17 protein-coding genes are annotated in these 25,866 nt (G+C 42.6%); 12 read left to right on the forward strand and 5 right to left on the reverse strand.

Annotated elements, in window-relative coordinates; all coding sequences use genetic code 11:
• The first annotated feature begins 229 nt into the window (after window positions 1–229).
• The 3 genes from gltS (at window position 230) to AB4507_RS08010 (ending at window position 4,102) form a co-directional block, all read left to right on the forward strand.
• Window positions 230–1,444 carry a sodium/glutamate symporter gene (gene gltS, locus AB4507_RS08000; protein WP_017062061.1) on the forward strand — a complete coding sequence of 405 codons (1,215 nt, stop codon included), beginning with the start codon at window positions 230–232 and terminating at the stop codon, window positions 1,442–1,444.
• A 251-nt stretch (window positions 1,445–1,695) separates the two neighbouring features.
• Window positions 1,696–2,622, forward strand: a complete 927-nt coding sequence (locus AB4507_RS08005; protein WP_136973584.1) for a LysR family transcriptional regulator — start codon at window positions 1,696–1,698, stop codon at window positions 2,620–2,622.
• 226 nt (window positions 2,623–2,848) lie between these two features.
• Window positions 2,849–4,102, forward strand: coding sequence for a D-amino acid dehydrogenase (locus AB4507_RS08010; protein WP_372182501.1), 1,254 nt, complete (start codon window positions 2,849–2,851; stop codon window positions 4,100–4,102).
• A 117-nt stretch (window positions 4,103–4,219) separates the two neighbouring features.
• Here AB4507_RS08010 and AB4507_RS08015 read toward each other — a convergent pair whose 3' ends face one another.
• A complete protein-coding gene (locus AB4507_RS08015) occupies window positions 4,220–4,999 on the reverse strand; it encodes an ABC transporter substrate-binding protein (RefSeq protein WP_107898491.1) in 780 nt (259 codons plus the stop codon).
• A gap of 499 nt (window positions 5,000–5,498) precedes the next feature.
• Between AB4507_RS08015 and AB4507_RS08020 the strand changes: the two genes are divergently transcribed.
• The 6 genes from AB4507_RS08020 to AB4507_RS08045 all read left to right on the forward strand — a co-directional run bounded on the left by AB4507_RS08020 (window position 5,499) and on the right by AB4507_RS08045 (window position 14,632).
• Window positions 5,499–7,133 carry an ABC transporter substrate-binding protein gene (locus AB4507_RS08020; protein ID WP_017071752.1) on the forward strand — a complete coding sequence of 545 codons (1,635 nt, stop codon included), beginning with the start codon at window positions 5,499–5,501 and terminating at the stop codon, window positions 7,131–7,133.
• Between the two features lie 55 nt (window positions 7,134–7,188).
• A complete protein-coding gene (locus tag AB4507_RS08025) occupies window positions 7,189–8,163 on the forward strand; it encodes an ABC transporter permease (RefSeq protein ID WP_017071753.1) in 975 nt (324 codons plus the stop codon).
• 20 nt (window positions 8,164–8,183) lie between these two features.
• On the forward strand, window positions 8,184–9,161 hold the full coding sequence (locus AB4507_RS08030; RefSeq protein ID WP_371957688.1) for an ABC transporter permease: 978 nt from the start codon (window positions 8,184–8,186) through the stop codon (window positions 9,159–9,161).
• The gene (locus AB4507_RS08035; protein ID WP_048659634.1) at window positions 9,161–10,114 is read left to right on the forward strand and encodes an ABC transporter ATP-binding protein; all 954 of its coding nucleotides are present in this window, start codon (window positions 9,161–9,163) and stop codon (window positions 10,112–10,114) included. The genes AB4507_RS08030 and AB4507_RS08035 overlap by 1 nt, the downstream gene beginning before the upstream one ends.
• Window positions 10,115–10,124: 10 nt before the next feature.
• Window positions 10,125–11,114, forward strand: coding sequence for an ABC transporter ATP-binding protein (locus AB4507_RS08040; protein ID WP_017071889.1), 990 nt, complete (start codon window positions 10,125–10,127; stop codon window positions 11,112–11,114).
• A gap of 74 nt (window positions 11,115–11,188) precedes the next feature.
• A complete protein-coding gene (locus AB4507_RS08045) occupies window positions 11,189–14,632 on the forward strand; it encodes a hypothetical protein (RefSeq protein WP_102319663.1) in 3,444 nt (1,147 codons plus the stop codon).
• 90 nt (window positions 14,633–14,722) lie between these two features.
• On the opposite strand, the gene AB4507_RS08050 is transcribed toward AB4507_RS08045, so the two are convergent.
• Entirely contained in the window at window positions 14,723–15,718 is a 996-nt protein-coding gene (locus AB4507_RS08050) for a LacI family DNA-binding transcriptional regulator (RefSeq protein ID WP_372132257.1), read from the reverse strand.
• Between the two features lie 555 nt (window positions 15,719–16,273).
• On the opposite strand from AB4507_RS08050, the gene AB4507_RS08055 reads away from it, so the two are divergent.
• Window positions 16,274–17,872, forward strand: a complete 1,599-nt coding sequence (locus tag AB4507_RS08055) for a family 16 glycosylhydrolase (RefSeq protein ID WP_372182502.1) — start codon at window positions 16,274–16,276, stop codon at window positions 17,870–17,872.
• Window positions 17,873–18,328: 456 nt separating this feature from the next.
• Window positions 18,329–19,660: a carbohydrate porin gene (locus AB4507_RS08060; RefSeq protein ID WP_019821079.1), complete on the forward strand. Its 1,332-nt coding sequence runs from the start codon at window positions 18,329–18,331 to the stop codon at window positions 19,658–19,660.
• A 314-nt stretch (window positions 19,661–19,974) separates the two neighbouring features.
• Here the strand turns inward: AB4507_RS08060 and AB4507_RS08065 are convergent, their stop codons facing one another.
• Entirely contained in the window at window positions 19,975–20,853 is an 879-nt protein-coding gene (locus tag AB4507_RS08065) for a helix-turn-helix domain-containing protein (protein ID WP_048664698.1), read from the reverse strand.
• A gap of 142 nt (window positions 20,854–20,995) precedes the next feature.
• On the opposite strand from AB4507_RS08065, the gene AB4507_RS08070 reads away from it, so the two are divergent.
• Complete coding sequence (locus tag AB4507_RS08070) at window positions 20,996–23,809, forward strand: glycoside hydrolase family 3 C-terminal domain-containing protein (protein ID WP_017071400.1); 2,814 nt, start codon at window positions 20,996–20,998, stop codon at window positions 23,807–23,809.
• Window positions 23,810–23,897: 88 nt separating this feature from the next.
• Here the strand turns inward: AB4507_RS08070 and AB4507_RS08075 are convergent, their stop codons facing one another.
• Both AB4507_RS08075 and AB4507_RS08080 read right to left on the reverse strand, forming a co-directional pair.
• The gene (locus AB4507_RS08075; protein WP_061038885.1) at window positions 23,898–24,803 is read right to left on the reverse strand and encodes a MalM family protein; all 906 of its coding nucleotides are present in this window, start codon (window positions 24,801–24,803) and stop codon (window positions 23,898–23,900) included.
• A gap of 176 nt (window positions 24,804–24,979) precedes the next feature.
• Entirely contained in the window at window positions 24,980–25,717 is a 738-nt protein-coding gene (locus AB4507_RS08080; protein WP_136973590.1) for a dienelactone hydrolase family protein, read from the reverse strand.
• Window positions 25,718–25,866: the final 149 nt, after the last annotated feature.

Genomic DNA, 25,866 nt, shown 5'->3' on the forward strand with positions numbered 1-25,866 from the left:
CTCCTCCTACTCGATTTAGAGCCTCTATATCCCACCTCATCTGTATACCTCCCTAATATCCGTTCCTTTAATCATTGCTTTATAGTTATAATCTCTATTAATACCGTCGCAGAATTAACCATATTAGGTGTTTTTATCATAGATAATCGCTTGATTTTTTGGCGTGAACCTAGATTATTAATAGTACGCAATATTATGAATAATCTAACTATTAGGAATCCATAACCTCATGACAGAAACCCTAGTTTCTCCAATGCTCTCTTTTACGATCGCGATTTCATTACTGTTTATCGGTAAAGGTTTGATCGAGCGATCTGAAGTATTAAGAAAGTATTCACTGCCAGAGCCTGTGATTGGTGGCTTTGTCTGCGCAGCGACCGTAGCGGCGCTTTACTATATTTTTGAAATCCAAATCACTTTTAGCCTAGATGTCAGAGACTTTTTGCTTCTCTACTTTTTTGCTGGCATCGGGCTCCAAGCGGATATTAAAACACTGATTAAAGGCGGGCGACCGTTGTTCATCCTACTGTGTCTTGCTGCCATTTTTATCGTGTTGCAAAACGTAGTCGGAATGGCAGTCGCTTCTGGCTTTGGAATGGATGCGAAAGCAGGCTTGCTATCTGGGTCTGTTAGCTTGATAGGCGGCGTAGGCACAACGTTAGCTTGGGCGCCAATGTTTGTGGAAGAGTTTGGTATTGCTAACGCGCTCGAACTTGGTGTCGCTTCAAACACGGTTGGTTTAATTGCAGCGTGTGTGATTGGTGGTCCGATTGCGAACTACCTGCTCAATAAACACAAAGTAAGCCCTTCTAATGAAGAAGAGGTTACGGTTGGTGCATTCCAAGAGAGTGAAACAAAAACAGAGCTTAGCCACTACGGCGTTCTGTGGGCGTGGTTGATTCTTAACTTAACACTAATGCTGGGTTACAGCTTGAGTGAAGTTATCGACTCGATGGGCCTAAAACTGCCGTTATTCGTTAGCTGTTTGATCGCAGGTATCCTAATCGGAAACGTTGGTCGCGCACTGTTTAAGAAACGTCGTACACAAGAGAAAATCGCTCAAGGCCGCAAAGGCTTAGCGATGATCTCTGATATTTGTTTAGGCATGTTCTTGACCATGGCATTGATGGGGTTGCGTATCTGGGATCTCGATGGACTGTTTGGCTATATCTCTGTTGTCATGAGTATCCAGATCTTGCTTTCCCTGTTGTTTACTGTGTTTGTCGTTTATTACTTGATGGGAAGAAACTACGATTCTGTGGTGATATGTTCAGGCTTCGGTGGTATCACTCTAGGCTCGACCGCAACAGCAATTGTGAACATGACCGCAGTAACTCATCGATATGGCGCAAGCCCACAAGCATTCATTGTGGTGCCATTAGTATGTGGTTTCTTTGTTGATTTGATCAACGCATTGGTGATCAGTTTCTTTGTTGGTCTGTAGTGAAGTGACCGGTTATTGACTGCTTGAGGTTTACATCGGGATAATGACCACAAAGGCGATGACGAAAGTCGTCGCCTTTGTTTTATCGACAGCAAGCTAAAACACGTATATCAGCCTTTGATGTGATGTCTTGAAGTGACTCGGTGCACAAGTTAGTAAGAGCAATTACGATCTTGATAAATTGGGATATATGTTCGCAGCAAATTTGTGAGACGCTTGATTAAGTGTCAGTTGAATTACAAGGAAGTTGAATGCACCACTTTAATATCCGTGCTCTCGAGTACTTAAACGCGTTATCAAAATACAGGTCGTTACGTAAGGCATCTAAGATGATGAACGTTGACCCTGCCGCGATGAGTCGGATGTTGACACAGTTAGAAGCGCAAGCGGAAATGAAAGTATGGGAGCGCAACAACCGCCAATCACTGTTAACCGAAGCGGGTAATGAACTGCTGAATTACTACCGTTCCATTGTTCGTGGAGAGGCCGCTGTGCTTGCTCGACTAACCAAGCTTAAAAACCTCAAGGGCGGTAATGTTAGCATCGCGATTGGAGAAGGATTTATTACTAACTTGGTCTCTAAACCGATGCAAACCTTCATGGCTCGATACCCTGATATCAATTTATCGATTGAAATTGCAGGTGCATTGGATGCCGTGAAAATGTTAGAAGATCAACAGATAGATTTCGCGATCACCTATGCGTCTGCACCTCATCCTAAACTGCATTCACACGTCGAGCGTAGTCATCCGCTCGAATTGATTGCTCCGAAGGGGCACTTCCTTACGATGAAAGATGCACCAGTGGTAATGCAAGATATTCAAGACGCTTCTCTCGCCTTGATCGATAACTCGACCGGTATGGGGAGGCTAGTAAAGCAGGCTGAACAAATTTCCCATCTTACCTTGCAGCCAAAACTTCAAACTAACTCAGTCACGGCACTGACTAACTTCGTTTCAGCAGGGTTGGGCGTCACCTTTATGCCTAAGCTCACTGTGATCGATGAAATAAAGTCAGGGCAGATTGAAGTGGTTGCGACCGAGTTGGAGATGCTATCGAAGGCGACGGTTAAGGTTCAATCTTTGAAAGGCCGTGCACTTACGCTACAAGCCGAAACCTTGTTGGATTTCTTACTCGAGAACGCCACTTTCTTAAGCCATGACGCTTATAATATCTAGGCTTAGTTGATTTACTTAGCGACTCCTACCTAAGCTTTCAAATACCGCCAATATCACACTTTCAAACTGCCGAATTCGTTTTTAAGTCGAATTGAGTTTTTGTCAACGCTCTCTCTATTGTTAAGTCAACACGTGCGGAATAAGTTACAAACCATTAACGAAACGAGTTTTACACTGACAGTTGTGTTCGGCTGGTTTTGGCTTTGTCGGGCATTAGGGGAAGAGAATGGAAGTAATTGTAATTGGCAGCGGTGTGATTGGCTTGACCAGTGCTTGGTATCTGGCGAAAGAGGGCCACTCGGTGACGGTTATCGATCGTCAAGATAGCAGTGGCAAAGAAACCAGTTTTGCGAATGCCGGGCAAATTTCTTACGGTTATTCATCACCATGGGCGGCACCGGGCATCCCTTTGAAAGCGATGAAATGGCTTACCCAAGAACATGCGCCACTTAAAGTGAAGCCTTCTCTTTCTCCAGAGTTAATGTCTTGGGCGACTAAGATGCTCGCCAACTGTAATGAAGCCAAGTACGCACAGAATAAATCGCGGATGTTACGAGTCGCTAACTACAGCCGAGATTGCCTGACTCATCTAAGAATCAGTGAAGATTTGGCTTATGAGGGCCGGCAGAAAGGCACCTTGCAAGTATTCAGAAGCGAAAAACAATTGGACGCTATTCAGCAGGATATGAAGCTATTAACAGAGAGTGGAATCGAACACTCGCTGTTTGATGTTGAACAGTGTCTGTCAGTGGAGTCTGGTTTAGCAGACGTTAAAGACAAGCTGGTGGGCGGCCTGTATTTACCACACGATGAAACCGGTGATTGTCATCAGTTCTGTTTAACCTTGACCGAAAAAGCCAAGCAACTCGGCGTTCAGTTCGTGTTTAATACCGAAGTGGTAAGTTTGAATCATCAGAATCAAACCATTGAGAGTATTACAACGACTCAAGGCGAGTTCAAAGCGGATGCTTATGTGGTCGCTTCAGGAAGCTATTCTCGAGAACTGTTGAAACAAGTCGACTTGTCTATCCCGGTTTATCCAGTGAAAGGGTATTCGTTAACACTACCGATCGTGAATGCAGATAAGTCACCAACCTCGACTGTGATGGATGAAACTTACAAGGTAGCGATGACGCGATTTGATGATCGTATTCGCATTGCAGGGACGGCAGAACTTGCGGGGTTTAATTACCTTATCCCTGAAAAACGCAAAGCCACGATTGATATGGTGATTAAAGATCTTTTCCCACAAGCGGGTGACTTTTCTAAGGCTGAATACTGGACTGGGTTAAGACCAATGACGCCGGATGGTACGCCTATTATCGGTAAGACGCCTATCAAGAACCTATTTACAAATACTGGACATGGGACATTAGGTTGGACAATGGCATGTGGCTCAGGAAAGATCTTGGCAAGCGTGGTCAGTGGCTCAGCTAGTGATATTAAAACTGATGACTTAAGTATCCACCGCTATATGTAAAAGCAAGCCGTTAGTTATCTTGCCTATGGTTTGATGATATCGACATTAGGAGCATAAAGCGGATGCACCTAATGTTGTAAATCTAGGTGCATGGTTTTAAGTCTCCTCTATTTATAATCACGAGATGAATTGAGACTTAAATGACCTTAGCTCTGGCGGTAGCTCCTTATTTACGAGGTTAATAGCTTTGCGATGTTCTAATCCAATGGATCTCACTACGTCCCCGAAATGTTGGTTAAACAATAGCTCGAAATCACCACTGAGTTTGTAGTCTTGCAGTTTGTCCTCAAGTAATTGAGCCAGTTGAGCCTTGTCTGGGTGGACATAGAAGACCAGAGGAAGAGGGTAATAAAGCATAATACTTTTTTCTATGACTAACCCATCCAGGGAATAGGTATGTTCTTGGTATATGCTTTCAACTTCATTGGCTCCGAGTGACACATAATCACATTTTTTATCTGAGAGAAGTTTCAGAATCTCTGGTAACGTTCCTTGCTCTAGTACTCGATATCCATTTGCTCTAAACAGCTCAGCATCAGCCCATGTCGCAGGAATTCCAGCGATAAGTGATTTCAGTTTATTGCTGTTGATATTATGGAATGTGGGTTGATCTTGTTCCCTAATTATCAGGATACGGTGTCCTAATAAGCCTTTACAAATTGGAGAGTTGAGTTTGATTGCAGGCTTATCAGCAAATTTACGGTTTCCCGCCACCGTGACGAGTACATCATAATTCTTGCGGAATATATTTCCTTCATCCTCAGCTCTTGGAAAGTCTGTATTATCGCTGTGAACGACAATAGGTTCGTTCGGATCCCAATTCAACAAGCTATGAATTAGCTCCAACTCATAGTGCTGTCTTTTACCTGATTTATTGCCATTCCAAAAGTTAAACATAGTTGTCCTAAGGGGGAACTTACATTTTATGACTGGTATGCTGACATAGGTTTAGCGTCCAAGAAAACGCTTTCTTTTGTTTTTGAGAGAATCATACATAGATACAGTCTATGTATGTTGAGAATCGCGACGGAAAGGCTATTTTAAAGAAAGCACATAAGTTCATTGATGGGTTAGAGGTTCGACGATTAGGAAAGACCATGGGGGTACCATTAGTGAATTTTAACTTATTGTTTTTAAATTGTTTTTCGTGTTAGTGAACAATTAATGTGACGAATGGCACTGTTGTGTATTTCTATTCTCAATCTATTCTAAATTTGTGATCTATGGTTCGTTTCACCGAAATGTAAGTTGAAGAATCATTCTATCGGCTTATTATCCACCTAAAGAAAGCGGTTTCTTGATGCGAGTTGCCGATAGTGAATACGAAAACACCCCCTTTTTTAAAGTTAAAAGAAAGCGCTTTCTTTCTGGTTATTATCATTAAAAGGACAACGTGATGCACAAAAAGACATTGATTGCTTCGCTCGCCATTGGAGCTTTATTCGGAGCCTCTGTACAAGCAGATGAAGTTAAGCAGGGTGGCACACTAACGGTGCCAATTATCAATACTGGCTTTGTTGAAAACTTTAACCCTTATACAACTAAAGACTTGCTGCATGGGGTAATGTTTGAGCCATTGGTCGTATTCAACAACATGACAGGTGATGTTGATTATCGCCTGGCTGAGTCGGTTGAGTATTCAACTGACCTGAAAACATTGACGCTTAAGTTACGAGAGAATTTGAAGTGGTCTGATGGTTCAAAGTTAACTGCAGACGACGTTGTTTTTAGCTTTATGTTGACTAAAGAGGCACCAGCTTTTGACCAGAAAGGTATTTGGTCTTCAGGTAATTTAAAAGAAATCAAATCTATTGACGCGCGAACCGTCGTGTTTGAGCTGACGGAAGCGGATTCTACATTTGCTTGGAACTTAGAGCGTTACCATATTGTACCAAAGCATATTTGGTCGAAAGTTGAAGAGCTGACAACGTTTACCAACCTTAACCCGGTAGGTAGTGGCCCAATGACGACGGTTAAATACATTAAACCGCAACAGATGGAGCTGTGCCGAAACCCAAATTACTATTTAGAAAATAGACCTTATTTAGATTGCATCAACTTCCGTTCTTACAATGACAACTCTCAGATCCAACCTGCCTTAATCAAAGGTGAGATTGATTGGGGTTCAAATTTTATTGCTGACGTTGAGTCAACATTTGTCGATATGGATAAAGAAAATAACCATTTTTGGTATCCAGCGAATGATGCTATCCACCTTTACGTAAATACCAAAGAAGCGCCATTTGATGACCTAAGAGTACGACAAGCACTTTCTATGGCTCTTGATCGTGAAACCATCGTTGATATTGCTGCTTACGGTTATCCGACCGCAAACTTCAATGCTGGTGGCATCGGTGAGCTATACGAAACGCACATTGATAAAAATGTATCTAAGAAATATGGTTATCTAACTAAGTACGATGTTGAAAGAGCAAACGCTTTACTTGATGAAGCGGGCTTAGTTGACAAAAACGGTGATGGATTCCGCGACAAAGCAAACGGGGAAACGGTTGAGTTTGATATCGAGGTTGTAAACGGTTGGACCGACTGGATCCAAGTGGTTCAGATGGTATCTGAATACTTTGAAGAAGTGGGTGTGAAAGCAAACGTTAAGACTGTGGATTGGGCGGTATATGACAGCAATTTGAAAGAAAGCAAATATACCATGTCAATTAACTGGTCAATGGTCGCGACAAATCCAATCTTGGCGTACCAAGAGTACTTCTCAACGTCTCGAATCGGAAAAACTTGGCATGCTGGTCACGGTGTTAATTCACCAGAAATCGACGCATTGATCGACAGCTTCGGCAAAATTGGTGATGCAGAGCAGCAAGAGAAAGTGTTGAGTGAACTTCAGGAATTTACGGCTGAAAACCTTCCCTTTATCCCTCTATTTTCTAACCCAACTTGGTTCCAATACAGTACTAAACATATTGTTGGTTGGCCAAGTGAAAAAGACCCATACGTACAGCCAGTATGGTACGACGGTGGTAAGAGAGTAATAATTCTCAACAATCTACACCTTAAGTAAGTTATTTTTGAGAGGGCTACAGCTTAGGTTGTAGCCCCTAGGTTAAAAGATTTTTATGTCGTTTTTAATTCGCCGATTTGGCTTCTATTTTACCGCTTTCTTAATCGCTATCTCGTTTAATTTCATGTTGCCTCGCCTAATGCCAGGAGATCCTGTTGATGCTCTTTTCGCTGCAGCTCAAGGTCGAATGGATCCTGCTCAAATGGATGCTGTTCGTGAAATGTACGGTTTTGTTGATGGCAATGTTTTCGAACAATACTTCGCGTATATGAAAAGCGTATTCACTCTTGATCTGGGACCTTCAGTGCTTATGTTTCCTGTAAGTGTTTCAGATGTCCTTGCTATGGCACTGCCGTGGACTATGTTCCTAGCGCTTGGTTCGCTGATTGTTGCTCTTATCATTGGTGTCAGTATTGGTACGTATGCATCGTATCGACGTGAAGGGCTATTTGGACAAATTGTTCCGCCAGTTTTGGCATTTATTAGTAACTTCCCGTACATCGTGACCGCGTTACTGTTGTTCTATTTCTTCGGTTTAAAACTCGAACTATTACCTTTGGCATACACTTATGACCCATCGCTAGAGCCAGGTTTTACATGGGAGTTTATTTCTAGTGTGGCTAAACACGCTGTGTTGCCTATGGGCTCTATGGTCCTGGTTGGGATCGCAACATGGGTCTTCAATATGCGTAATGCGATGATCAATGTGTTGGGTGAAGATTACGTAACGATGGCTGAGGCCAAAGGCTTGAGTAGTTATCGTGTTATGTCTCGCTATGCTGGTCGAAATGCCATCCTTCCTGTTGCGACCGCTATTGCAATGGCAATCGGATTCTCATTCGCAGGCTCAATCATGACCGAAGTGGTTTTTAACTACCAAGGCTTGGGGAACATCCTTCTTAAAGGCATAGTTGCTCGTGATTACCCACTTATCCAAGCCATTCTTCTTATCTTGGTGACAGCGGTACTGACCGCTAACTTTATTGCCGACCTTCTATATGTCTGGCTTGACCCTAGAATCTCGAACTGAGGCGCATGATGGATAATTTAATGGATACTCAAAAAACCGCTAACCAGCCGAATATGCCAGTACGTGAGCCAAAATGGTCGTGGAAAAACGTAAAGAAAACTCTCGGTAAAGCTTACGCATTTTTCTACGGTAACCCTCCAGCCATTGTAGGTACTTTTTTACTTACGATTGTCTTAGCTGGGGCGTTATTTGCGCCTGTATTATCGACTCATAATCCAGAAAAGCGCGTAGCACGTCCACATATTGCACCAAGTTCTGAGCATATTATGGGCACTACTCGTAGCGGGCGTGATGTATATAGCCAGGTTCTATTTGGAGCAAGAAAGTCGCTTACTGTTGCGATCTCTGCGGGCGTAATCGCGATGACAATAGCAGTGCTCGTCGGGGTTTCATCTGGTTACTTTGGTGGAAAAGTCGATGAACGCTTGAACTTCGTTACTAACGTATTTCTTGTGTTTCCACAGTTGCCCTTGCTGATTGTTCTCGCCGCATTCTTAGGGCAGGTCGGTTCGCTGGTTATTACCGTGTTGTTAGGAATAACCTCCTGGCCTTGGGGAGCTAGGGTGATTCGTGCACAGACCATGGCAATTAGAAGCAAAGAATTCATCATTTCTGCAGAAGTTATGGGTGAATCAAAAATCCGCATTATTTTAGTAGAGATCTTACCAAACTTAGTTTCGATTGTTTTTGGCGGGTTCCTAGGCACGGTTATCTACGCAATGGGCTCTGAAGCTGGTCTAGGTATTTTAGGTTTAGGTGATGCAACAGAAGTGAGTTGGGGCTCTATGCTGTATTGGGCACAGACCTCTTCATCGTTATATACCGGAGCGTGGTGGGAAATGCTGGTTCCTGCATTGGCGTTAGCGATTACTGGTGGTGGACTCGCATTGATTAACATGTCAATTGACCAAGTGAGCAACCCTAAATTACGTACGGGCCCACACATCAAACTGTGGCACAAACTTAAAAAAGAAGCAGATAAACGCCGAGGCCTATAATGAGCAATCTATTAGAAATTAATAACCTGTGTGTTGATTACGTTTCTCCTAATGGCGTAGCAAGAGCCGTTAATGACGTTAGTATTTCCATTGCGCCCGGTGAAACGCTCGGTATTGCCGGTGAGTCTGGTTGCGGTAAAAGTACATTGGCTTTTGCTATATCACGCCTACACAAAGCACCAGCGCTTATCTCTGAGGGTGAAATACTCTACAAAGGGCAGGATGTTTTAAAGATGAATAACAAGCAGTTACGTGACTTCCGTTGGAATGACGTTTCTATTGTTTTTCAAAGCGCAATGAACTCACTTAACCCTGTCATTACCATCGGTGAGCAGCTAACGGACGTTATTCTAGCGCACAGAAAAATACCTTATAAACAGGCTCACGATCGTGCGGTCGAGCTGTTAGGAACGGTTGGGATTCATGGCGACAGAATGTCGAGCTTTCCCCATCAACTGAGTGGAGGTATGCGTCAGCGAGTTGTTATTGCGATTGCTTTGGCGCTGGAACCTAAACTGATCATCATGGACGAGCCAACAACGGCACTTGATGTAGTGGTTGAACGTGAAATCTTGAATGAACTGTATGAGCTTAAGAGTAAGTTTGGCTTCTCTATTCTGTTTATTAGTCACGACTTAAGCCTCATGGGCGAAATTGCTGATCGAATTGGCGTGATGTATGCGGGTAACCTTATTGAATTAGGTGATGCGAAAACGGTATTTAGTGAACCTAAGCATCCTTATACAAAAGGGCTTATCTCTTCATTCCCGACTATTCATGGGCCAAAAGAACGTCTCTACGGGATCCCTGGGAATCCTGTCAACCTTTTGGATACACCTCAAGGATGTAACTTCCAAGAGCGATGTGGCGAATGCATTTCAATGTGCATTAAAAGTGAGCCTCGTTTGGGCGCTATTGCGACTGGGCATCACGTATCTTGTCACCTAGTTTGAGCGAAAGATTATGAATACTTTAAAGAACGTTGATAAAAGCGAAGTTATCTTATCAGTTAAGAATTTGGTAAAAGATTTCCCACTTGGCCAGTCAGTCAAAAGCAATATGATGCGAGCCGTAAATGATGTTTCATTTGATCTTCGTAAAGGAGAAGCATTAGCGATTGTTGGCGAATCTGGCTCAGGGAAAAGCACAGGAGCTCGAATTCTTACCCGAATTTACGATAAGACGGCTGGAGATATCGAATTCAAAGGTGAGCCTCTGTCTGATTATATTGAAAAATATGGTGAGCTTGAATATGCACGCCAAGTGCAAATGATTTTTCAAGACCCGTTTGGCTCGTTGAATCCTGTACATACGATTTACCACCATATTGCGCGACCATTACTTATCCATAAACGAGCAGAAAAAGAAGCGATTCCGAACCTCGTTTATGAATTGCTTGAAATGGTTGGGCTTACACCAGTTAAAGAGACCGCAGAGAAGTACCCCCATGAACTAAGTGGTGGACAACGACAGCGTGTCGCAATTGCACGCGCAATTGCTGTTAGCCCTGAAGTTATCCTAGCTGATGAACCTATCTCTATGCTTGATGTGTCTGTGCGGTTAGGAATCTTAAACCTAATGGCTGACTTGAAGGATAAGCATGGTATTTCGTTCATGTACATCACTCATGACATTGCGACAGCGCGTTATTTTGCTGAGAAAACGGCGGTGATGTATGTAGGACATATGGTCGAATGGGGCAATAGCGACAACGTCACTCAGAACCCACAACATCCGTATTCTCAGTTGTTGTTGTCAGCAGTGCCAGAAGTCGGTAAATCGGGCAAGCGTGACATGAACGTGAAAAAAGGCGATATCCCTTCTTGGAAGCCAAGTAGCGTAGGTTGCCCGTTCGCAAGCCGTTGTATGAAAGCCGATAAACTTTGCACGCAATCAATACCAGAACCGACTCAAATTGCAGAAGAGCATTTTGCTCGTTGTCATCATTTGTAAACTTTAAATCCTTTTTGAAACGCAAAAGAAAGCGCTTTCAAAGTTTAAGTGTAAGAATTTTTTGGAATTTTGATATGAAACAAGACTACAACTCAACACCAGAGGTCGATGGCAAGTTCGTTGATTTAGATGGTGAGCGTTACTACCAAATCTCTAATGTTGACCAAATGACGCCATTCTTTATTAGCGTTGTATCGTCGAGCGATCACTGGTTATTTATTTCATCAACAGGCAGCCTTTCAGCTGGACGCATTCGTCCGGAAAATGCGCTTTTTCCTTACAAGTCTGTTGACCATATTCATGAAAATGCGGAAAACACCGGCTCAAAATCCATCTTCCGTATTGAACATGGCGACAAGGTTGTACTTTGGGAACCGTTTAATACATTCCATGATGGTATTTTTGATGTTGAACGCAATCTTTATAAAAATACGATTGGAGACAAGATTGTATTTGAAGAGATAAACCATACTTTGCAACTACAGTTCCAATACAGCTGGAATACGAGTGAAAAATACGGCTTTATTCGTCGTTCAAAACTGACCAACCTCGCGAGCTTTGAGCGTAAAGTCGAAGCACTAGATGGCTTACAAAATATACTTCCTTCAGGCGCTCCGTTATCAGCTCTCCAAACAAGAAGTGCATTAGTTGATGCGTACAAGTGGAATGAACAAGTTGATGGTAGTTCATTAGCTCTGTTCAGCATGTACGCGAAATTGAGCGATAGAGCCGACCCTGCTGAATCTTTGCTAGCGACGACAGTCTTCAGCTTAGAAACGGAAAGCAGCCAAATTTTATTGACGAGTGCTCAAGTTAATGCGTTCAGAAAAGGTCGAGCGGTTAAAAGTGAACCTTTAACGAAAGGGGTTAGAGGGAGCTATTTAGTTCATAAGTCTCTGACGCTGCGAGCACATCAAACCAAAGTTTGGTCGATTGTCGCTGATATAGACAAGACTCATTCCGATATCTGTCAGCTTCAATCTGAGCTCTCTGTTCCTGCTAACCTAGCACTAGCTTTAGAAAAGAGCGTTGCAGATAATCAAGATGAATTGATCACATTAATGTCTGGCGCGGATGCGTGGCAAATAACAGCTGAAGAAAATACCAGCGTTCACCATTATGCCAATGTGTTGTTCAATAACATGCGTGGTGGCGTGTTTGAAAACGGCTATATGTTAGAAAAGGTTGACGTAGTTAAAACTATGGAAAAGGCCAACTCTCAGGTAGCTGGCCGCCATCAAGACTTTTTTGATCAGTTAGGGGATGTTTTCAGCCATTCTGAATTAGTTTCGCGCGCTAAAGCGACAGGGGATTCTCAATTAGTTCGATTGAGCTACGAGTATCTACCGCTTACTTTTGGACGTCGTCATGGTGACCCTAGTCGCCCTTGGAACCACTATGAGATTAAGCTTAAAGATGAAAATGGCGAACGCTTACTTTCTTATCAAGGCAACTGGCGTGATATTTTCCAAAACTGGGAAGCGATGGCTCTTAGTTATCCAGGGTTCATCAAATCATTCATCTCTAAGTTTGTTAATGCTTCAACGGTGGATGGTTACAATCCGTATCGAATTACTAAAGATGGTGTAGATTGGGAGCTGTTAGAGGCGGATGATCCTTGGAGTAACATTGGTTACTGGGGCGATCATCAAATCATTTATCTATTAAAATTCCTTGAGTTAGCAGACAAATTTGAGCAAAGCGATCTTATCGAATTACTAGAGAGTGACATTTTTAGTTATGCCAACGTGCCTTACGAGCTTTGTGGAGTTCAAGGCCTCTTTGATAACCCTAAAGATACCGTAGAGTTCAACCAAGACTTGCAGGAATTGACAGAGCAACGTGTAAAGAGCTTAGGCAGTGACGGTCGCTTGTTGATGACGGGTGACCAAGAAGTTTATATGGTCAACTTAATGGAGAAGATACTCGTCCCTTTATTGGCGAAATTGAGTAACTTAGTGCTTGATGGTGGTATTTGGCTCAATACACAACGTCCAGAATGGAATGATGCAAACAACGCTATCGTTGGCAACGGCCTCTCAATGGTAACCTTGTACTACATGCGTCGCTATGTTGCCTTTATGCAGCGCCTGTTAGAGAAGTCACCATCGTCATACAGTATTTCCAAAGAAGTGTTTGAGTGGATGTCTTCTGTTACACAGATCGTTTCAGAGGCAAATACAGAGATTCGTCAAGATACGGTCACTCGTCAAACGCGTAAAGCAATGCTGACTAAGCTGGCTAAATCCGCTGCTAATTATCGTGAGCGCGTGTACCGAGTAAATGGATTCTCAGGGAAAACGAAAGTTGAGAAAGAAGCGATTGTTCAATTGATGGGCGCGAGCTTAAAAGTCCTAGATTCTACGATTGCAAACAACTTGCGTGAAGACGGTTTGTACAATGCGTATAACATCTTGAGTTGTTCTGGTGAGAGCTTAATGGTTGAAGAGCTTTACCCTATGCTAGAAGGGCAAGTTGCAGTATTGAGCTCGGGTCTATTATCATCTAAACAAGCGGTTGAGTTGTTGGATAAATTGTTTGCCAGTGACATGTATCGTGCTGATCAAAATAGCTTCATGCTTTACCCTGACCGTGAGCTGGCTTCTTTTATGGACAAAAACTGTTTAGACGCTAAAGACATTGACCAGAGCAAATTGTTAAGCATGATGGTTGTTGCCAAAGATAACCGATTAGTAAACCAAGACAGCAAAGGTTCTTACCACTTCAATTCAAGCTTTGAAAACAAAGGTTTCCTTCAGGCTGCGATTGATGAAATTAAAGCCGATTACCCGTCAATTAGTGATGATGAATTTTGTCATGTATCTAGTTTGTATGAGCGTGTATTCAACCATAAAGCCTTTACTGGGCGTTCGGGAACCATGTTTGGTTATGAAGGTTTAGGTTGTATCTATTGGCATATGGTTTCTAAGTTGCTGCTAGCTGTGCAAGAAAACTATCAGCATGCTTGGAGTATGGACTCTAATAGCCAGGAAACTCTTAAATTAGCGGATTACTATTACAAAGTGAGAGCTGGTATTGGTTTCAACAAAACGCCGGAAAACTACGGTGCGTTTCCGACGGATCCGTATTCTCATACGCCAAAGCACTCTGGAGCACAGCAGCCAGGGATGACAGGGCAAGTTAAGGAAGAAGTGATTACTCGTTTTGGAGAGCTAGGTCTAGAGGTCGTTGATGGCACAATTGTAATTAACCCTTCACTTCTTAGTCCTAAAGAGTTCTTACAAAAAGCGGCGACTTTTGACTGCCAAAATATTGAAGGACAAATGCAGAGCTTTATTGTTCAGGCTGGGCAACTGGCTTTTACTTACTGTCAGGTACCGTTTATTTACCAACTCAATGATGAGCCAACACAGGGTATTGAAGTTCAGTTTAAAGACGGAACAAGTGAGGCATTTGCATCGTTAACGCTAAACCATGAAATGGCTTCACAGCTCTTTTCTCGTAGTGGTCTTATTGAGAAAGTCGTTGTCGTGTTGTCAAAGCACCAGTTACTCTAATTCTAATTTAAAGTGAAATAAAAAGGCTCTAAGTGAATACTTAGAGCCTTTCTTTTAAGTGTAAAAAATGGGGTGCTTGATATACAAAAATCAAAGCTTAGCCACGGACTCTCTTACAATCAATGTCGGGGTTAGTTTGTGCTTCAATGGGTAGTCGCGTTTATTAATTAACGATAAAACACCTTTTGCAGCTTCTTCTCCCATCTCATGAACTGGAAAGTCGACCGTCGATAAGCGAGGACGAATATGCTGGCTATGAGTATCGTTATCGAAGCCTACGACTGAAAGGTCTCGCCCAATAATGAGGTTTCGCTCTGCTGCTACGTCATATACAGCAAGCGCGATGTTGTCATTTTGACAGAAAATCGCGGTGATCTCAGGGTCTCGGTCTAACAAGCGTCGCGCAGTTTCGTGGTTGCCTTGATGATCAAAGCGTCCCTCTACAAACAGCCCTGCGTCGTATTCGATACCGAACTCTAACAAGGCATTTCGATATCCTTGAAAGCGATCTCTACTATCAACTTTACTCAACTGGCCTGTGATACAAGCGACTTTTTTATGCCCATTTTCAAGTAAGTGCTTCGTTGCAAGGTAGCCACCAAGCTCATTATCAATGTAAATACAGCGATCAGAAATCTCAGGAATAAAACGGTTGAGAACAATCATTGTTTCACTGTCTTTCGCGATTTTGATCAGTTCGTCATCACTGAGCTTGTCTGAGTGAACAATGAGGCCATCCACAAGTTTAGATTGCAAAAACTGGATAGAATCGAGCTCTTTGGTTCGTGATTCCTGGCCACTTGTAACGATTAAGTGAATATTATTTTGGCGAACGGTATCTTCGGCTGTATGCATTAATGGTCCATAGAAAGGCCCATCAAGCGAACCAACTAGCATGCCAATGCTATTTGAACGACTGGAGGCTAGAGCTTGTGCAAACGCATTAGGCTTGTAGCCCAGTTGCTCAATAGCTTTGAATACTTTTTCGCGATTGGCTTCCTTTACCGTAGGGTGACCATTTAATGCTCGTGAGACGGTTGATTGAGAAACTTGAGCAAGTTCAGATACTTCTTTAATGGTGATCAATGGTAGTGGCCTTATCTCTACAAGGAGTGAACTAAGCTATATTACCTTCGTGATCAATAAGAGCCTAGTAATCCAATGATTAATATTTAAAAACTCTGAACTGCTTAACGCTAAATTTGAAGGTCAAGCATACAAAGTAAGGTAACGAATATTTTCATATACTCGATTAAATATCAAGCAAGCGCTTTCTTTGTTGTTGTAGTGAAAGTGAATCTGTTTTTCTGATCTTAGTTATGAACTAGATAAAATAGAAGTCTGAGAATAAATGGCTACCAGGGCGTTATCGCAGATAATCGGGTTATGAAAATTCTTGGGAATCTATATAAACCGCAATGAACTTTAGCAAAATGTGAAACCCAACAAGAAAGCGCTTTCTTAAAGTGAGCGTTGTCTCTTTTTTGAACTATGCACTTTTATATACTCATTTTGAAAAAGTCGTGCATGGCATATTCATATTAGATCCATTCTCGCGGAGTTATTCACTAATCGACTTTCTTTTATGGGTGCCGACATTACGTGTCGCCTGCATTGAAAGTCGTGATACAAGGAGTTGTAATGCAACATCTAACCAATCAGGTAAAGATATTAACGTCTTTTATTTCTGCCGCTTTGATGTCTGGCTGCACGGCGATAGAGCTGCCGGTATCCGAAAGTCCGGACTTAGCTCAAACTGAAAAACCGATCGTGCTATCCCATGCTCCAGTTACTTTAAGTCCAGACTGGCTATTGGTATGGGAAGACCAGTTTGAAGGCGAGCAAATAAATAAACGTAATTGGTCATTAGAAGTGAACTGTTGGGGGGGCGGGAACAATGAACAACAGTGCTACACGGATGATCCCAATAACGCATTTGTTAAAGATGGCTTTTTACACATTGTCGCGCTGAAGCAAAGTCATACTGGGCCTGACAATGCTGAAGGTACGATTGGCGGAGCAACTAAGACACTCCCTTATACTTCTGCGAGGCTTAGCACAAAAGACAAGCGTGACACCAAATATGGCCGTTATGAAATCAGAGCAAAGTTACCTGGTGGACAAGGTTCATGGCCCGCAATTTGGATGCTGCCAACCGACAATAAATATGGCACATGGGCAGCTTCTGGCGAAATCGATATTATGGAAGCGGTTAACCTAAACACACTTTCAGATGCGGCGGGAGTGAAAAATGATGATCTAGAGAGCCGAGTCTACGGGACGTTACATTACGGACGAAATTGGCCAGACAATGTTTATAAAGGGCAGGCCGCGACATTGCCAAATGGTGTGAACCCTACTGAGGGCTTCCATACATACGCGATTGAGTGGGAAGAAGGTGAAATTCGTTGGTATGTAGACAATATTCATTACGCGACTCAAACTCAAGAGGGCTGGTACAGCCAATATGAAGCGGAAGAAGGGGAACTCATTAATGCGAGTGGAGCAGCTCCGTTTGATGAAAAGTTTCATTTGTTATTGAACTTGGCTGTCGGTGGAGCGTGGTCAGCAAACGCAAATGATAAAGGCATCGACGAAGGTTTGTTTCCGAAAACAATGCTAGTTGATTCAGTAAAGGTATACCGTTGTAAGGTTGATCGTTGGAAAGGAAAAGGGTGTGCAAGTCGCTCTGAACATGCAATACAAGTAATAGGGCACGAAGCTCCAGAGATCTTAGCAACCGATGATAGTTATGCTGATGGACCAACGTTGGAGATTTTTACCGAAACTCTTAACGCAAGCTTGGCTTATGCAAGTTATGACCCATTGGATATTGTTGACTATCAAGAAGTGAGCGAACCAGATCGTGGAACAGTGCTACAAGTGAATAAGAATGAAGGATCAGGAAATATCTATTTTCGTTCTCCTGTAACGGATGTGACACATTGGCAAGAAACGGGTGAACTGGTCTTTGATTTGAAAGTTGAGAGTATGGCCGACGGGGTTGAACTACTGGTTAAGATGGACAGTGGCTGGCCGAAAACAAGTGACTATACCGTGCCGCTATCAGCAATGAATGAATGGAAGACGGTACGTATTCCAATAGCTGACATTTTAAAGAGAGACAACCGTTTTGCTGGTGGGAATCAAGCTGATCCAAAAATGATCACTAACCTTTTAGTGTTTGAGCCTCAAGGAGAAATGCGTTTTAAACTAGACAATATTCGATTTGAAAAGTAAGCGTTTTAACAAAAGGGTTTGAATAAAATTCTGAATATAAAGGGAACATACAATGTATGTTCCCTTTTTTATTTCGACGATTATTTGAGGAAGACAACCGACGGTGTCATTCGAAACAGGTTCTGAGTGTTTGAACGGAGCAATTCGTCCTTAATATGTGAACAGTGATATTTTACTTGGTTCCATGATTGTTCAAACAAAATACTTAACATCTCTATTTTTGTGACTTACGCATAAGAAAGCGCTTTCTTTGGTGGGGTTGATCACGGTTTATATTCACGAGATCGATTTATACTCTTTCCATACCAACTGAGCGGTTAAAGCCAATAAGGTTAAGAGTGCATAGTGAATGTGGGCTTAGATTTGATCTTCTTTAAATCTGTTCGATTGGTTTTTTTAAGAAAAATAAAGAAAGCGCTTTCTTTGTGAAAGTATAATTTGGAACATGGAGTTATTATGAAACTTTCTAAGCTTACCCTTGCTTGTTTAGTCGCTACAGCTGGCTTGTCTACTGCACCTGCTGTACATGCCGAAAAATCGGATGGATTTGAATTTCACGGTTATTTCCGTGCTGGTGTTCTATTCAGTGAAAATGATGATTTTAAACGAGCAAAGTTCCCAGCATCTAAAGAGCGTTTAGGTCGATTGGGTGTTGAGTCGGATAGCCACTTTGAAGTTGCACTGCAGAAAAATTTTGAGAATGACGGTGGTCAGAAAATTCGAATCAAAACACGAGCAGCAGCCAACAATGCGGAATATGCAACCAACCAACTTGGTGCCAATGCCGATGCAACCAACAGCGAAATTGGTATGGCAGAAACTTTTGTCGAGTTTGAAGGTGTATCTGAAACCGGTGTTGTATGGGGTGGTAAGCGCTTTTATGGTAAAGATAATTACATCTTTATGACCGACTTTTTCTACACGGATATGTCAGGTACTGGTGTTGGTATTGAAGGTGTTGAGCTAGGTGGTAATAAGTGGGACTTTGCTTATATTGCAAGCGATGACTCTGGCGATACAAGTTTCTGGGGTGACAGCAACAACATCATGCATGCACTTCATGCTGGCGTGAACTTTGGCAGTGTTGAGCTTCACGCTATGGCTAAGTATATGCCAGACAATATGGTCGATTTAGGTTTTGGTAATGGCCCAGAAGCATTCGCTGAGAATGGCTATGAAATGACGGCAATTGTTCACACTGAGTCTGTCTTTGGGTTGTCAGATAAAGGTTTTACAAAATACATCGCGCAGGCTGGTAAAGGCTTAGGTTCAGGTAACCTTTTAGGCGGTACTCTTACGACTTACAACACGTACAAGCCTGGTAGCGACTATCAAAGTTGGTTAACGACAGGCACGGGCTGTGGTACGTCTTGTTTGAAGGCTGTTGATGAAAACGATGTATCGCTACGTGCTTTAGCATGGGGTGGGTACTTTTTTGAAAATGGTGTGAATATTTTCCACTCTCTTCAAACCCAGTACAACGATTTTGACAATGGTGACACAGACGGCTGGGTATCAGCAATGGTGCGACCAACGTTCCCAATTTCAGAAAACTTCTTTATCGCTACCGAAGCTGGTTACATGTACAACTACGAAGACCGTAATGGTGAGTCAAAGAATTCTTATGATTACAAGCTAACAGTAGCACCGACTCTAGTTGTGCACTCTGGCTTCGGTCCATCTCCAGAAATTCGCTTCATGGCATCTTACCTTGATGGTGAAATGCAAGATGGTACGGGTAAAGAGGGCGACTTTGTTGTAGGTATTCAAGCTGACATGTGGTGGTAGAATTTTTTACCTTCGGGTCTTAAGTGATATCGAGCATACCGGGGGAGTGGTATGACGGCCTTGCCTTTAGGGCGGGCAAGGTTCTCGATATCCTATTTATTGCAATAGTTGAGCTCTTTCCTAGCAGCACAAAGAGTTTCATTTTTATTGCTATGAGTCTTCCATATTTGAGTTTCGTTTCAAATGTGTTCTTGCCAAAGATACTCATCGACCGCTTCGAAAGGAGCGGTTTTTTTATGTGTGACATATCTAATCTTTTAAGGCTTAAGGCTTAAGGCTTAAGGTTTAAGGTTTAAGGTTTAAGGGGGAAAGGGTTATGAGTTATGGGAAGAATGTTGCTTTCTAAATTCGCGAGGGCTGCATCCATTTTGGGCCTTAAAACATTTGGAGAAATAGTTGCTGTCAGAAAAGCCGCAAGACTCAGCAATGTGTTGGATGCTTTTGTTGTCGTTTAATAATAAGGATGCCGAGTGTCGAATTTGAAGGTCTTTGACGTATTGGTTTGGGGATGTATTTAAAAACTGCCTGAATAACCTTTCTAGTTGCCGCTTGCTGATATAGGCCGCTTGCGCAATGGTTTCTGTATCTAATCCTACTTCTTTGTAATGACGGTCAATATGTGCGAGAGCACGGCTCAATGCCAGGGTTGTTTTTGGTAAGCTATGGGTCTGTTCTTGATATCGCCGAGCAAGTTCTATCGCAAGTTGCTGCATTGTGCTCGTCAATATGATTTCAAACCCCTGTTCTGCGTTGTCGTATTCCGATTTGATTTGTTGTAGAAGTCCATTGATTCGTTTCAACTGAGAAAGTGATAACGTAAGCTTTGCTTGATATTCAGATGCTTGTCGAGCAATTGGTTCTACCTTGAAAAGCGCTTGATAACCTGGCATTTGACGCATTGAAGGGACCTCAAAAAAAGGCAATGCCGTATCAAACATCAAGTTTACAATCTTCAGTTTATTTACTTCACAAAATCCATGTTCAATATCCCCATTAATAACAAATACATCTCCTGTACTTAAAGGGTAAGTGTGGCTAGCTACCGTATGCTTTCCACTACCACTCACAACTAAGAAAAGTTCAGAAAAGTCATGGCTATGTACGTCAAAGTCGAAATCGTGATGACCATCGACATAGGCAAATTTTATCTGAGGATATCTCTGGTGACTTTGGAGTCTAAACTTGGTTTTCATGTCGCTATTTTACCTATTTCTGTCGCTTATTTGGTAGTTAAACGCCGTGGTTAAGATTACTATTTTTTGAACAAAGACAATATTAACTTTTAGAGCGAGAGGTCAAATTTTTGCTCTAAGTAAAATAATAGTAGGACTTTAAATGAATACTGTGGAAATTCTCGAAGCACAGAAGCAGCTTGCACCCATAAGTCGACAAGCGGCTACTGAGGGCATTGTGCTACTAAAAAATAGTGATTCAATATTGCCATTGCAGGCTAGTGATACGGTGTCTCTTTTTGGTCGCTGTCAGATTGATACCTACCGTAGTGGCACTGGATCTGGTGGAGCTGTGAATGTCCCTTATTCCGTTAATGCATTACAGGGCTTGTATGAGAATCCAAACATCAATCTTAATCTCAGTTTGGTGGAGGTATACAAACGTTGGGTCAAGGACAACCCGTTCAATGACGGAGGAGGTGGTTGGGCAGCAGAACCTTGGTTTCAAGATGAAATGCCTCTTTCAAATTCAGTTGTGATGGATGCCGTTGCCAAATCTAACAAAGCCGTTATTTTTATCGGTCGAACGGCGGGTGAAGATCAAGATAATGCACAGCAGCAAGGCAGTTACAATTTAACCGCGCTAGAAATACAAATGTTGGAGAAAGTGACAGAATATTTTGATGATGTCATTGTGATACTGAACGTGACCAACATAATCGATATGTCATGGACAAGTTCACTTAAAGGTTCTGCTGCGATTAAGGCTGTTCTGTATAGTTGGGCCGCAGGTATGGAAGGTGGGCATGCTTTAGCTGATGTTTTATCAGGTGATGTTAGCCCGAGTGGACGTTTGACCGACACTATTGCGCACTCTTTATCTGATTATCCTTCCAGCGCTAGCTTCGGAAATAAAGAGCGTAATCTGTACCAAGAGGATATCTATGTCGGGTATCGGTATTTTGAAACTTTCAATCCTAAAGCTGTTCAATTTGAGTTTGGTTTTGGGCTGTCCTACACCCGCTTTTCCAATAAATTAAATGCATTGACGACTCTTGGTTCCGGCTCTGAACAAGAGTTGGTCTTCGATATTGAAGTTAAAAACATAGGCGAGAAATACAGTGGTAAGGATGTGGTTCAACTGTATGTTGAATCGCCTCAAGGTCACCTTGGTAAGCCTTCACGAGCACTGATCGGTTTTGTGAAAACACCGACCTTGGACCCGCAAGATACGGTGTGTTTGACTATTTCATGTCCTCTATCTTCCTTCGCATCATTTGATGACTCCGGTAAAACGGGACACCCAAATAGTTACGTACTTGAAGCTGGAGAATATCACTTTTATCTAGGAGGAAGTGTTCGCCAGGCAAAGCTTGTTAGTGAGAGCGTTAAAATAGAAGAGCTGTTAGTTGTTGAGCAATTAACGGAAGCACTTGCTCCTGTCACCGGATTTAGTAGGTTGATCCCAAAAGGCAACGAGGAAAATGGTGTTTACAGTTGCGATTACGAATCTGTGCCGCTGCGAACTATTGATTTGAGTAAACGTATTCTGAGTGAGCTTCCAAGCTCTATTCCTCTTGGTGAAGATACGGGCATTCGTTTACTGGATGTTAAGCAGGGGCGAGCGAACATTGACGAATTTATCTCGCAAATGACCGTAAAGCAGTTAGCGACAATTGTTCGTGGGGAAGGTATGTGCAGCCCTAAGGTGACGCCAGGTACTGCTGCTGCTTTTGGGGGTGTTTCGCCGAGCTTATTTGATTTAGGTATCCCTGTCGTTGCAGCTGCTGATGGTCCGTCTGGTATCCGAATGGACAGCGGACATAAAGCATCTCAAGTCCCAATTGGTACATTATTAGGCTGTACATGGAACCCAGAACTGAATGAGAAACTATTTCATTTAGTGGGGAAAGAGATGCAAGCCAATCATATTGATACGTTGCTTGGTCCTGGGATTAACATCCACCGCCACCCTTTGAATGGTCGAAATTTTGAGTATTTCTCAGAAGATCCATTTCTCTCAGGGGTAATAGCTGCATCTCAAACTCTTGGTCTTAAAGCTGCAGGAGTATCTGGCACAATCAAGCATTTGGTGGCGAATGATCAAGAAACGTCACGGTTTGATGTTGATAGTGTTATATCTCAAAGAGCACTTCGTGAGATTCATCTGAAGCCTTTTGAAATAGCGGTAAAACAAGGAGGAGCTTCGAGTGTTATGACCTCCTACAACCCTATTAATGGTCACTGGGCTGCATCCAATTACGACCTCAATACTACGATTCTTCGTGGGGAGTGGGGTTATAAAGGGATAGTGATGACGGATTGGTGGGCAAAAATGAATGACCCAATCAAAGGTGGCTCTGAAAGTCGAAGTTACACATCCTTTATGCTTCGCTCTCAAAATGATCTTTATATGGTTGTTGAGCATGATGGTGCGGAAAATAACGTGTCGAATGACGATACGTTACAGGCGCTTGAAAACGGAACGTTGAGCTTAGGGGAGTTGCAACGAAGCGCGATGAATATTTGTCGTTTTATTATGGACTCTCCAGCAATGGGTCGCCCATTAGTCGCTTTTGATCCAGTTAAGAGCTTTGAGGCGACCCAAAATCTTAATAAACAACAGAGTAAAACTGATGGAGACTTTTGCTCTCTGACGGCAGAGCAACATGCAATAGTATTACCACTTAATATCAGAGAAAACCGTAGCATTGTTTTGGAAGTTAAACAGGCTGGTGTGTATCGATGTGCAGGTATTGTTAACTACGATAGTGGCACTTTGGCTCAATCTGCGTGTAGTTTAAGTCTCAATAACGTGTACGCGATGTCTCTATCAGTGAATGGTACTAATGGCGAGACAGTTTCAGTTGAGGGGCTCTCCGTTAAGCTTGATAAAGGCTTTTATTCTTTGGATATTGAATTCATCAAATTAGGCTTAGAATTGGAGCAATTAGTATTTTCGTTTATGCCTGAATAGGGCTAAGGGATAACAGTCGTTTATTTAACTCTCGTTGCTCAAAAAAGAGGTAAAGTGAGAGAAAATAAACGACTACTTTGAGGTTGAGTTATTGTGCTTTTTGATATTGCTTCATCGCGTCAACAAAGGAGTTTCGCATCCCTTCGATTCCTAATCGCTCAGATTCTTCAACGTAAGTCAGTGCTGCACTAAAATCTCCAGATGAAACCGAGTTTTCTATAAGAGTTTGATAAACCTCTTTCTTATTCAGTGTATTTTCCGTTAATAAATCTGATTGGGCTACGGTTGATTCTGGAATAATTTGTTGAACTCGCTTTTGACGGTTTTGTTCTTCAACAACGGTGGTTACCGCTGTGAATTTAAAATCAAAGGAGACTTTCCCGATTGCAGAATGAGGGATGGCGTAGTCCGTGTTATGAGCGATGTTTGCCTGGATATCACCAGAACGTATCGCCATATCACTTGGTTTTTCGACAGGAGTTGTTTCCGCGAGTGCTTCGCTGGTTGTGAATACGACCAAGTAAGCAGGAGCCTCGCCGTTTAAGTAACGTTCTTGCAGTTCGATTTGCGCGCCATATTGTGCACCATCAAGCAGGCTAAGTGGTTGGTACTTAATACTTTCATTGCCAATGACATCTAGCGGCTGGTAATTTTTGTCTAAGACTAAAAGTGACGGAACGAATGCTGAATAACTAGCATTTGAAGTCACTGAAAAACGAATAGCATCTAGTGTTGCAGGAAGCTTTAGCCCTCCAGCAAAGGATCGGCCCGATTTGAACTCGATCTTAGGGCTTGCTGTGGTGATCGAAACAGATGTTTCTTCTGGGTTCGTAACGCTTTGATATTGAATTGTACTCAGGTTTTCACAGCAGTTTTCGTTGTTCTGTAGTGACTCTAGCCCCGGAGAAGTTTTGTGGTAGCTAACCGGTGACTCTGTCACTGTTGAACAGGCGCTTAGTGCGAATACCGCTGGTAGAATTGCTAAATATTTCATAATTTCTCACAGTTAAAAAAGCATATCTGATTCAGAGTGCCTGATTGATAATAGAGACACACTACAAGAAAGCGCTTTCTTTTTGAGTGACGAACACCAAATTTAAAGAAATACTCGCTAATAATTAGTACGAATTAGGTAACAGGCTGCCGTTGGGCTGTTACCTAGATTGAAAGTTAACGAGATACCGAACTTAACAACTGAGTAAAGCGTTGCCATGATTTTTGGTCAGCTTCATGTTGATAGTTATTCGATCCGAATACTGTGAAGGCGTGTGGCGCACCACTATAAGTGATCATCTCATGCGGAACTTTGGTTGATTCAAGTTGAGCGGCGAGGCTTCCAAAGTCGTGCATTGAAATCATGGCATCAGCCGTGCCGTGGAACACGACTACGGGAGCTTTAGTCTGCGAGTAGTCTTGACCTTTTGGTGTTGATAAACCGCCATGGAAGGTGACATAAGCCTTCGAAGGAATGCCCGCACGAGCGGCTTCCAATACAGCGGCTCCGCCGAAACAGTATCCCATCATTACGTTGTTATCTAAGTTGCCGCCAAGTCTTTTCGCTTCCATGGCACCAGCGTTGAGCAACGTACGCATTTTTTCTCTGTCTTTATACAGCTCGCCTGTATGTTGCTTTTTATCTTTCACTTCCGTAGGGCGAATGCCTTTACCAAATAGGTCGATGGCGAACACGTTGTAACCGAGTTCGTTGAGCATCTCAGAACGTTTCTTTTCGTAATCGGTTAAGCCATCCCAATCGTGTATTAGCAGTACCAAAGGCGCTTGGTCACTGGCTTCACTCCAATAACCTTCGTAATCCATCCCATCGACTTGGTAAGTGACGTTTTCTCCTGATATCGCAGAGAAGGGCAGTAAAACTGAAAACAGGCCGAGCGTAGTGAGTTTTCGCATGCGTAATTCCTTTCGATGACAATTGACGTTCCAATCGAAAGTATAGATAACGCGATGATTCTCGCCAGATTTCTGTCTCTAACTTGAAATGTCTGGCAGGGATAGCAGGTGGCTATTACTGATAAACAGCCATCGAAAGGGAGTGCGAT

This window comes from Vibrio sp. 10N.222.54.A3 (genome assembly GCF_041474095.1).
GTDB classification, from domain to species: Bacteria; Pseudomonadota; Gammaproteobacteria; order Enterobacterales; family Vibrionaceae; genus Vibrio; species Vibrio crassostreae_C.